Source organism: uncultured Subdoligranulum sp. (assembly GCF_937890665.1).
In genome coordinates this window covers 1-8,862 of record NZ_CALADU010000100.1, presented here as the reverse complement: position 1 = coordinate 8,862, position 8,862 = coordinate 1, and the positions used below count along the sequence as shown (strand labels likewise).

Sequence of the window (8,862 nt, the reverse complement as noted above, 5' to 3'; positions counted from 1 at the left end):
CGCGGGGATAAGATCACCTGTGGGGACGTGACGGCCACCGTGCTGGACGTACACGACAACCGGGGCCGCCCCGCCCCGCACTGGTACATCGAGGCGAACTGAAATGACGATTCACTTTGACGCGCGGCTGGAGCTGGACGACCTGCAGGCGGCGTTGGAAAAACGCGGCCTGACCCCCGGCGGGAAGGTGCAGAAGGTCGTGGACGAGGCGGTGCTGCGCTACTGCGACCCAAAGGTGCCCATGGACACCGGCAAGCTGAAAGAAAGCGGGCCGATGGCGTCCGCCGTGGGTGACGGGCTGCTGGTGTATGCCACGCCCTACGCCCGCTATCTTTACTACGGCGAGATTTATGGCCCCAACTTTCCCATCTTTGAAAGCGGGGAGCTGGCCGGATTCCGTTCACCCAAAGGCCAGAAAAAGCACCCCACGGGCCGCCCGCTGACCTACAGCGGTGCGCCAGAACGGGGCGCCTACTGGTTCACCCGCGCCATGGCCGAACACCGGGAAGATGTGGTGCGGGAAGCGGCAGCCGCCGCAGGAGGGAAAGCGAAAGTATGAATGTTCTGGATGCCACACGCAAATGGCTGCGGGAGGAATGCCCGCTGATCGACAGACATGACCGATTCAATGCCAACTATCTGGGCGCAGAAGGTACCGAGTACGCCCTGCGCAGTGCCGGGGAAAAGCACCGGGAAGATATTCTGGGATTTGATATCGCGGAATACGACCTGACCTTTGTGGCGCAGCTTCCCTTCGGCGCTGCCCTGGCCCCCAACCTGAGCGCGGCAGACTTTTTCGCTAACCTGTCCGCCTGGGTGCGCGGCCAGGAGCGGGCGCACAATTACCCTGCCATAAGCGGGTATACGGTCACGCAAATACAGGCATCCAATGCGGGGATCGTCACCCAGGCAGACGCCAACGCTGCCCGCTATCAACTGCAAATCAAACTGTACCTTGAGGAGGTATGACAAAATGGCAAGTTCTTCTACCACGATCAACCTGGCATCCGGCCAAAAGGCCGACCGAAAGTTGCTGATGACTTTTGCCAATGTCGGTACGGCCGGCGGCCCTGACTACGAATGGGAAATCATGGGCCGCGGCGTGGAGGATTCCAGCATCGAATACAATCACGACACCAACCAGACCACCGACATTCTGGGGATGTCCGACACGGATGTTTCCCCTGCCAAACCGGCGCAGGAGCTGGACCCCAACACCATCCGGGGCGGCAACAAGCTGAGCGAAAAGCTGCTGGACATCGAGCGGCGCAAGGCCCTGAGCGAACTGGGCACCTTTGATGTGCTGGTGGTCCACTGTTACCTGGGCACGGCCACCACCGGGCCTTTCACCGCCGAAGTGCACAAAAACAGCACCATCGTCCCCACCAGTCTGGGCGGTTCCAGCTATGTGGGCATGCCGCTGACGGTGTACCTGTCCAACGATATGGATCTGGGCACGGTGACGATCGCAGAAGGCGTTCCCACCTTTACAAAGGATGGAACTGAATAAGGAGGCGTTCCCATGGCAGTGGCGGCTGATTGAAATAGTTTTTGAAAAGGGCTTGACTTTTGTACGGGCATATGTTAGCGTATATGTACGGGCAAAAGTGAGGTGATGACATGAGCCCCAGAACCGGACGCCCAACTCAAAACAAGAAGACTGAACGCCTTGAAATTCGTTTGACACCAGAAGAAGCCCAGCGGTTAGAAAAGTGTGCGCAAAAAATGCAGGCAAGCAAAACCGAAGTCATAAACGAGGGTGTTAAACTTCTTGAAAAAAAGTTGGAACAATAAAAATAGCGAACTGGCCACCCTGAGAAAGTTACCAATTCGCTATCCAACACCAGAAGTCGCCCTCTGGTAAATCTATTATACCATGGTGGGGGACTTCTTACAAGCAATGAGGAGACCTGAATCTGATATATTTTAGAAAAGGGGTTGACTTTTTGAGGTTCAAAAATTATAATGCAGTTATCGGAGTTCAAAAAGTGAGGTGAATATAATGTCTCCGAGAACTGGTAGACCAAAGTCCGAAAGTCCCAAGCAGCACCAAATTAGTACACGCATGGATGATAAAGAACTTGCACGTTTGGATGAATATTGTAAAAGGGAAAACAAACAGCGTGCGAATACGGTGCGTGAGGCGGTTTTGGAATTTTTGGAAAGGCACGAAAAGAAATAAGGCCCCGCCCACCGACTACCAATCACCGGGCGAAGCCTTATTAAACCGACAGGAGTTACCCTATCTGAAATTTATTATATCAGATTCGGCGGCTCCTTACAAGAGATAAGGAGTTTTTACCATGAACCAAATTCTTTGTACCCCTCGGGAAGCCGTCAAATACCGCCAGCACCGTTCCCCTGCTGAACTGGAATGGGCCGCGCATATCGCCGACCTGTATTCTGCCCACCCTATCAAACGGGATGCCGTCAACTTCTACACCTTTGTGGCCGATGTATTCGCCGCGGGCCGTATCAGCGGTGTGCGCGAAGAGCGCGCCCGCAGAAAGGGGGCCGCAAAATGAAGTATCCCATCGATTCAGATACTTACATTCGGGCTTATGAAGCCAGCACTGGTGCCCATGCTGACGATGTGACCAAACGCATAATGCGTCTCATCGTTGATGTAAAAAACGAAGCATACAAAGAAGGATTCTCTGCTGGAAAGGAGGCCGCCAGCCATGAATGAATTGCAAATTTTCAACAATGCCGAGTTTGGGGGAATCCGCGGACTGGAGATCAACGACGAGCCTTGGTTCGTCGGCAAGGACGTGGCCGGGGCGCTGGGGTACGCTGATACAGATCAAGCCTTGCGCCGCCATGTCGATGATGAGGACAAGCTGACCCGTAATTTTGACGGGTCAGGTCAAGCCAGAGGCATGACCATCATCAACGAAAGCGGCCTGTACAGTCTGGTGTTGTCCAGCAAGCTGCCGACCGCGCGGAAGTTCAAGCGATGGATCACTTCAGAGGTCATCCCCAGCATCCGCAAACATGGCGGATACCTCAACGGGCAAAACGAACTGTCGCCCGAAGAACTGATGGCCAAAGCCTTGATGGTAGCACAGCAGACATTGGCAGACCGTGAAAAACGTATTGCCGAGTTGACTGTCACGAACCAAATCATGGCGCCAAAAGCAGACTACTTCGACGAGTTGGTAGACCGCAACCTTCTGACCAATTTTCGTGAGACCGCAAAACAGCTGGGCGTCAAAGAGAAAGTATTCATTCAATTTCTTTTGGATAAGAAATACATCTACCGTGACAAACGCGGTAAGTTGATGCCCTACGCCGAGAAAAATAGCGGCCTGTTTGAAATCAAAGAACAGGTCAACGAGAAAACCGGCTGGGCCGGAACACAAACTTTGATTACTCCCAAGGGCCGCGAAACATTCCGTTTGCTGTACCTTAAAGTAGCTTAAATTTTATATCCGTAACCCTCGTTCTGAAATATGAACGGGGGTTTTCTATACCCTTTTTCAGCGGCCTCTCCCCCCTACGGGAGCATGGATAGAAATAAGTGAGGTAAATTATTATGCCTGAACAGATCGTCCTTGACCTTGGCGTCAAGACCTATGAGATCAAAGACCCGGACGGCACCGTGACCGGGACCGTCCGCTTCAACCCCGCCGACCCCGGCTTTGCGGGCCGCTGGCAGCAGGCCGAAACCAAGATCGAAAGCTACCGGCAGCGGATCAATGAAATGCAGGCTTCCGGCGTGCCGGAAATCGACCAGTGGCCGGTACTGATGGAAGCCAGCGACGCCATCAAGCAGGCGTTCGACTACGCTTTCGGCGCGCCGGTCAGCCAGGCGTTTTTTGGTGGATACTCTGCCTTTGCCCTGACGACCAACGGCCACACGGTGCTGGAGAACGTGCTGGAAGGGGTAGCCCCCGTGATCGAAAAGGCGCTCAAGTCCGCCGCCAAAAAGGCGCAGCAGCGCATGGCGGGCCACACCGCGCCCTACCAGGGCACCACGAAAGGGCTGACCCCCGGCCAGACGGCAGTGCCCTCCGCCCAGCCGTGACAGGCTGGGAACTGCCCACCGAGCTGGAGGTGGGCGGGCAGCAGTTCGCGGTGCGCAGTGACTTCCGTGCCGTGCTGGACGCGCTGGCGGCGCTGAACGACAGCGCCCTGCCGGAGCAGGCCCGCTGCCTGGCCTTTTTGCAGATATTTTACCCGGACTGGCAGCACCTGCCTGACGCCAACGAGGCGCTGCGGCAGGCCATGGTCTTTATCAACCTGGGGCAGCCGGTGCCGGAGCACCAGCCCCACCGCCCCGAACTGGTGCACTGGGACACCGACGTGCAGCTGATCGCCCCGGCCGTGGACAAGGTGCTGGGTTACAGCTGCCGCCGGTGTGAATACCTGCACTGGTGGGACTTCATCGGCGCGTTCCAGAACATTGGCGAAGGGATTTTTGCCCAGGTCGTCAACATCCGTAACAAGCGGGCAAAGGGGAAAAAGCTGGACAAGGCCGAAGCGGCCTTTGCCCGGGAGAACGCCGACCTGATCGGCAGCACAGCCGGCCGGATGACGGCGGAAGAAGAGGAATTTTTCAGGCGGTTGGGGGTGACGTAAATGCCGCAGGCGGACGGGTCGATCATCATCGACACCCGCATCAACAACAAAGGCGCGGAAGCAGACCTGAAGGCCCTGCAGGCCAAGGCCAAGAGCACCGCCCAGCAGATCAGCGCGCTGGACAAGGAGATTGCAAAAACCAGCCAAAAACACCTGACGCTGTATAAGGACTTAAAAAGCACCGAACAGCAAGCAAAATCCACCGAGAAGCAGTTGGAATCCATCAACGCGCAGCTGTGGGAAATGACCAAGAAAAAAGCGGATGCGTTGATGCACTCCACACCTGGAATGTCAGCCGACACTGCTATGGCGCAGGCCGCCGGTTGGGTGGAGCGCAACTTTCCGGCTGAGACTTCGCAGGCCGCAGCGCTGCAGGCACAACTGGACAAGTTGACCCCTGCGCTGGAAAACATGAATCGGAAATATGAGGAGCAGCAGCGCCTTGCGACTTCTCTTGGCATCCAAAGGCAGCGTTTGTCAGAGCAGCTGAAAAAAGAAAGTGATGCGGTAGAAAAGCAGTCTGAATTGCTGGACAGCCTGATTGTAAAAGAGCGGGAGAAAAACGCGCTCCAAAAAAGCATGGATGCATTCAAATCCGGCGACGATGCCATGCAGGCCTACTTTGCCAAACAGGAAGCCGCCGTTATGCAGGCCGCTTCCAAGGCGCAGGCACGGCAAAACAAGATGCTGGGGGTGGAAACCGACCCGGTAAAACATGCCGAGGCTGTGGTACAGGCGACGCAGAAAGAAATCGCTGCACAGGACCGGGCGGCCAAAGCCGCCGAGGAACGGGCAGCCCGTGAAGAAGTGGCAGCCAAACGCCGTGCTTTAGCCAATGGGACCACCCCTGCAAATGTTGGGCAAAATCCAGCCGGACGAATAAATACGGCCAGCAAAGCCATGTCCCGGTTCGGAAGCCGGATGCGTGAGATTGTGTCCGGGGCTTTGCTGTTCAATATTATTTCCTCCGGGCTGAGTGCGCTGGTCGGCTGGATCGGCAGCGCATTGCAGTCTACCAGTGCTTTCGGGCAGGCCCTGCGCAACCTGCAGGGGGCCGCCAGCGTGGCAGCCGCCCCACTGATCGACGCACTGGGCAACGCTTTGGCTTACATCATCAATCTGCTGGCCACCGCCCTGAGCTACCTGGCCCGCTTTATTTCCATGCTGACCGGCAAGAGCCTGTCGGCTATGAAAACGAGCGCCAAGGCAATGAACAGCTATGGCAGTGCAGCAGGTAACGCCGCCAAGGAAACGGAAAAGGCTACACATAGCCTGGCAGGCATTGACGAGATCACACGCTTGGATGCCCCGCAGGAGGAGACTTCCGGCGGGGGCGGTTCTGCCGGTCCAAACTATGACTTTGTGGACCAGACAGGGGCAGGATTCAGCAGCCTGTTGGGCATGGTCAAATCCTTTTGGGATGCTTTCAAAGCGGCGCTCTCCCCCAGTATCGCGGCATGGAGCGCGGCATGGGAACAGATCAAGGCCACGGCTTTGGCCGTGTGGCCACAGATTCAGGCGGCCGCCAGCGGCCTGTGGACCAACGCACTGCAACCGTTGCTGGGGTATCTGGTTGGCACCTGGGCACCGGGGATCATCAACGCCTTTTCCCAGGCATTTGCGCCCATCGTGGGCGGCGTGATCTCCACTGCCATTCAGGTGTTTGCCGATTTCTTTGTATGGGCCTGTGGCATCGTTACAGATGCCATCAACAAGTTACTGCGTCCTGCATTGGACACGGTACTGTTGATTTGGCAGGGCATGATGGACGGTATAGCTAAGGCATGGAATGAATACGGACAGCCTTTGATGGATGGCGTGATTGCTGCATTCCGAAACGTGGAAGCCATTTTTAGCACGATATACTATACCATCATCGAACCCATCGTTGCGAACCTGATCGCGCTGGTGCAAAAGCTGTGGAACGAGCACCTGAAAAAGCTGTGGGATGATGTGGTAGCTATGTTTGCAGCAATGGGGACGGCTGCGCTGGATCTCTGGAATAATGTTCTGGCCCCGGTCATCAACTGGCTGGTCGCCACCTTCGGTCCCATATTCACGGATGTATTCAACTCCGTCGCCGGAGTAGTCGAAAACGTAATCGGGTTCATTTCCGATATGATCGACGCAGCCATTCTGACTTTTAAGGGTTTTCTGGATTTCCTGTCCGCGGTATTCCGTGGGGATTGGGACGCGGCGTGGGATGCAATCTCCAGCACCGTGACGGTCGTTTGGGAGCGGATCACCGGCACCATTAAAAACGCGATTAACGGCATCATTGGATTCATCAACGGGATGATCCAGGCCATTGTGAACGCGCTGAACCGTGTCGGCAGTATGCTGAACACCCTGTCCTTTACGGTGCCCGACTGGGTGCCGGGTATCGGCGGCAGCACGCTGGGCTTCAATTTCGGCACCATCACCGCCCCGCAGATCCCGTATTTGGCCCAGGGCGCGGTCATCCCGCCCAACCGGGAGTTTATGGCCGTGTTGGGCGACCAGAGCCACGGCACCAACGTGGAAGCGCCGCTGGCGACCATCCAGCAGGCGGTGGCTGCTGTCATGCAGGACTACCAGGACGGCAACCTGGCCGCACTGGAACAGGTCATCGCCGTGCTGCGGCAGATCCTGGAAGCCGTGTACGGCATCCACATCGGGGACGCCGTGATCGGCCAGGCGGTGGCCCGGTACAACAGCAAGCAATCAATCATCACAGGGAGGGCATAATGGCCAGAGCGAAAACGGACTGCTACCAGATCGACGGCCAGCCCATGCTGGCCCCGGACACCGACGCCAGTTTTTCCTTTTCCGACCTGGACGCCAGCGACAGCGGCCGTACCGAGGATGGCGTGATGCACCGCATCATGGTGCGTCAGGGCGTGGGGACCTGGGGGTTTGAATACGCCCACTTGACCGACGCCGAACTGGCCTACATGGAAAGCCTGTTTGCGGGCAAGGCGGAGTTCACCTTCACGCACCCGAAGTTCGGGGACAGCGACGCCACCGAGACCTGCACCGCCTATCGCTCCCAGTTCAGCGCCGCCTGGAAGAGCAAGATCACCGGCGAGTGGCGCAACTACAAATTCAACATCATTCAGTGTTAAGGGGGTGAGCCGATGTTCCTGCATAAGATCACGCTGCCGGACGGCACCGCGCTGGACAGCAGCGTCATCCGCAGCGTGCAGCTCACCGAGCAGGTCAACGACGAAACCGACCTCTGCCCGGGGGCCGCCTGCGCGGCCTGCGCCGAGATCGAACTGTGGGCCCCGCAGAACGGCCTGACCAGCACCCAGGGCACCGAGATCACGCTGGTGCGCATAGACGCAGAGAGCCGCGCGCAGGCGTCTGTGGGCGTGTTTCTGGCCGAGAAGCCGGTGAAGGCCAGCGCCAACGTCCTCAAGGTGACGGCCTACGACCGTATGACGCTGCTGGACAAGGACCTTTCGCCCTGGCTGCGGGAGCAGCAGGGGGCCTTCCCCATGACGGTCAAGGCGCTGGTGCAGGCCGTCTGCGCGGAGTGCGGCGTGGAGATCGTGCCGGGCAACCTGGAAGCACAGGTCAACACCGGCTACAGCGTACCGGCGTTTTATACGGACGACCTGACCGGCTGCCAGATCATCCAGTGGGCCGCGCAGGCCATGTGCCGCTTTGCGCGGATGACCCCGTCGGGGCAGCTGGAATTTGCCTGGTATGTTGGGCACGCCCGGTCCGGCATCGGGCCGAGTGAGGGGGAGGAATGGACGGCGCTGGACCTGTCCGGCCAGCTGCTGGCGACGGCGGACGGCGAGATCTGGACCTTTGCGCAGCCACAGGTGGGTTACTACTCCGGCACGCTGTCCTATGAGGATTACACCACCGCCCCCATCGACAAGGTGCAGATCCGGCAGAGCGACGACGATGTGGGTGTGATCTATCCGACCGACGAGACCGCCACAAACGCCTTGGGGCTGCAGGGCAATCTGCTGCTGGCGACCCAGACCGCCGATGCGCTGCGCCCGGTGGCACAGGCCATCTTTGAGCAGATGCAGGGCGTGACCTACACGCCGCTGCAGGTGGCTATCCCGCTGGATGCCGATTCCCCCGCACCGGGTGAGATCATCACCGTTACCGACGCCTACGGCCGCACGATGCAGGCATACATCATGCAGCGGACCATCAGCGGGCAGAAAGTCACGCTGGAGAGCACCGGGAATGCCCGGAGGGACGGGACCTCGGCTGTCAATAATCAGAAATGGCAGAACTTGCAGGGCAAGGTGCTGGAAATCCAGACCAGCGTGGACG

13 protein-coding genes are annotated in these 8,862 nt (G+C 57.9%); all 13 read left to right on the top strand.

Translation table 11 applies throughout. The annotated features are described in order from the left end of the window. Positions 1–103: 103 nt before the first annotated feature. Positions 104–559: a minor capsid protein gene (locus tag Q0526_RS06115; RefSeq protein WP_298731616.1), complete on the top strand. Its 456-nt coding sequence runs from the start codon at positions 104–106 to the stop codon at positions 557–559. Then, positions 556–969 (top strand): hypothetical protein, encoded by a 414-nt coding sequence (locus tag Q0526_RS06110; RefSeq protein WP_298731614.1) that lies wholly within the window; start codon positions 556–558, stop codon positions 967–969. Before Q0526_RS06115 ends, Q0526_RS06110 begins: the two co-directional genes overlap by 4 nt. 4 nt (positions 970–973) lie before the next feature. Continuing rightward, a complete protein-coding gene (locus Q0526_RS06105; RefSeq protein WP_298731612.1) occupies positions 974–1,510 on the top strand; it encodes a hypothetical protein in 537 nt (178 codons plus the stop codon). A 110-nt stretch (positions 1,511–1,620) separates the two neighbouring features. Next, positions 1,621–1,794 carry a hypothetical protein gene (locus tag Q0526_RS06100; RefSeq protein WP_298731610.1) on the top strand — a complete coding sequence of 58 codons (174 nt, stop codon included), beginning with the start codon at positions 1,621–1,623 and terminating at the stop codon, positions 1,792–1,794. A 208-nt stretch (positions 1,795–2,002) separates the two neighbouring features. Next, a complete protein-coding gene (locus Q0526_RS18785) occupies positions 2,003–2,182 on the top strand; it encodes a ribbon-helix-helix domain-containing protein (RefSeq protein WP_366522038.1) in 180 nt (59 codons plus the stop codon). A 121-nt stretch (positions 2,183–2,303) separates the two neighbouring features. Further along, positions 2,304–2,525, top strand: a complete 222-nt coding sequence (locus Q0526_RS06095) for a hypothetical protein (protein ID WP_298731608.1) — start codon at positions 2,304–2,306, stop codon at positions 2,523–2,525. Next, positions 2,522–2,689 carry a hypothetical protein gene (locus Q0526_RS06090; RefSeq protein ID WP_298731606.1) on the top strand — a complete coding sequence of 56 codons (168 nt, stop codon included), beginning with the start codon at positions 2,522–2,524 and terminating at the stop codon, positions 2,687–2,689. The genes Q0526_RS06095 and Q0526_RS06090 overlap by 4 nt, the downstream gene beginning before the upstream one ends. Continuing rightward, positions 2,682–3,422 (top strand): BRO family protein, encoded by a 741-nt coding sequence (locus tag Q0526_RS06085; RefSeq protein WP_298731604.1) that lies wholly within the window; start codon positions 2,682–2,684, stop codon positions 3,420–3,422. Before Q0526_RS06090 ends, Q0526_RS06085 begins: the two co-directional genes overlap by 8 nt. A gap of 113 nt (positions 3,423–3,535) precedes the next feature. Further along, the gene (locus Q0526_RS06080) at positions 3,536–4,027 is read left to right on the top strand and encodes a hypothetical protein (protein ID WP_298731602.1); all 492 of its coding nucleotides are present in this window, start codon (positions 3,536–3,538) and stop codon (positions 4,025–4,027) included. Further along, positions 4,024–4,581: a Gp15 family bacteriophage protein gene (locus Q0526_RS06075; protein ID WP_298731600.1), complete on the top strand. Its 558-nt coding sequence runs from the start codon at positions 4,024–4,026 to the stop codon at positions 4,579–4,581. The genes Q0526_RS06080 and Q0526_RS06075 overlap by 4 nt, the downstream gene beginning before the upstream one ends. Then, positions 4,582–7,308 carry a hypothetical protein gene (locus Q0526_RS06070; RefSeq protein WP_298731598.1) on the top strand — a complete coding sequence of 909 codons (2,727 nt, stop codon included), beginning with the start codon at positions 4,582–4,584 and terminating at the stop codon, positions 7,306–7,308. Beyond that, entirely contained in the window at positions 7,308–7,685 is a 378-nt protein-coding gene (locus Q0526_RS06065) for a hypothetical protein (RefSeq protein ID WP_298731596.1), read from the top strand. Before Q0526_RS06070 ends, Q0526_RS06065 begins: the two co-directional genes overlap by 1 nt. Before the next feature lie 12 nt (positions 7,686–7,697). Further along, a partial coding sequence (locus tag Q0526_RS06060; RefSeq protein ID WP_298731593.1) for a hypothetical protein occupies positions 7,698–8,862 on the top strand: 1,165 nt, incomplete at its 3' end.

Excerpts from the sequence above, each read along its gene's own strand:
- Q0526_RS06115 (WP_298731616.1), top strand. The coding sequence starts at position 104 with ATGACGATTCACTTTGACGCGCGGCTGGAGCTGGACGACCTGCAGGCG.
- Q0526_RS06110 (WP_298731614.1), top strand. The coding sequence starts at position 556 with ATGAATGTTCTGGATGCCACACGCAAATGGCTGCGGGAGGAATGCCCG.
- Q0526_RS06105 (WP_298731612.1), top strand. The coding sequence starts at position 974 with ATGGCAAGTTCTTCTACCACGATCAACCTGGCATCCGGCCAAAAGGCC.
- Q0526_RS06100 (WP_298731610.1), top strand. The coding sequence starts at position 1,621 with ATGAGCCCCAGAACCGGACGCCCAACTCAAAACAAGAAGACTGAACGC.
- Q0526_RS18785 (WP_366522038.1), top strand. The coding sequence starts at position 2,003 with ATGTCTCCGAGAACTGGTAGACCAAAGTCCGAAAGTCCCAAGCAGCAC.
- Q0526_RS06095 (WP_298731608.1), top strand. The coding sequence starts at position 2,304 with ATGAACCAAATTCTTTGTACCCCTCGGGAAGCCGTCAAATACCGCCAG.
- Q0526_RS06090 (WP_298731606.1), top strand. The coding sequence starts at position 2,522 with ATGAAGTATCCCATCGATTCAGATACTTACATTCGGGCTTATGAAGCC.
- Q0526_RS06085 (WP_298731604.1), top strand. The coding sequence starts at position 2,682 with ATGAATGAATTGCAAATTTTCAACAATGCCGAGTTTGGGGGAATCCGC.
- Q0526_RS06080 (WP_298731602.1), top strand. The coding sequence starts at position 3,536 with ATGCCTGAACAGATCGTCCTTGACCTTGGCGTCAAGACCTATGAGATC.
- Q0526_RS06070 (WP_298731598.1), top strand. The coding sequence starts at position 4,582 with ATGCCGCAGGCGGACGGGTCGATCATCATCGACACCCGCATCAACAAC.
- Q0526_RS06065 (WP_298731596.1), top strand. The coding sequence starts at position 7,308 with ATGGCCAGAGCGAAAACGGACTGCTACCAGATCGACGGCCAGCCCATG.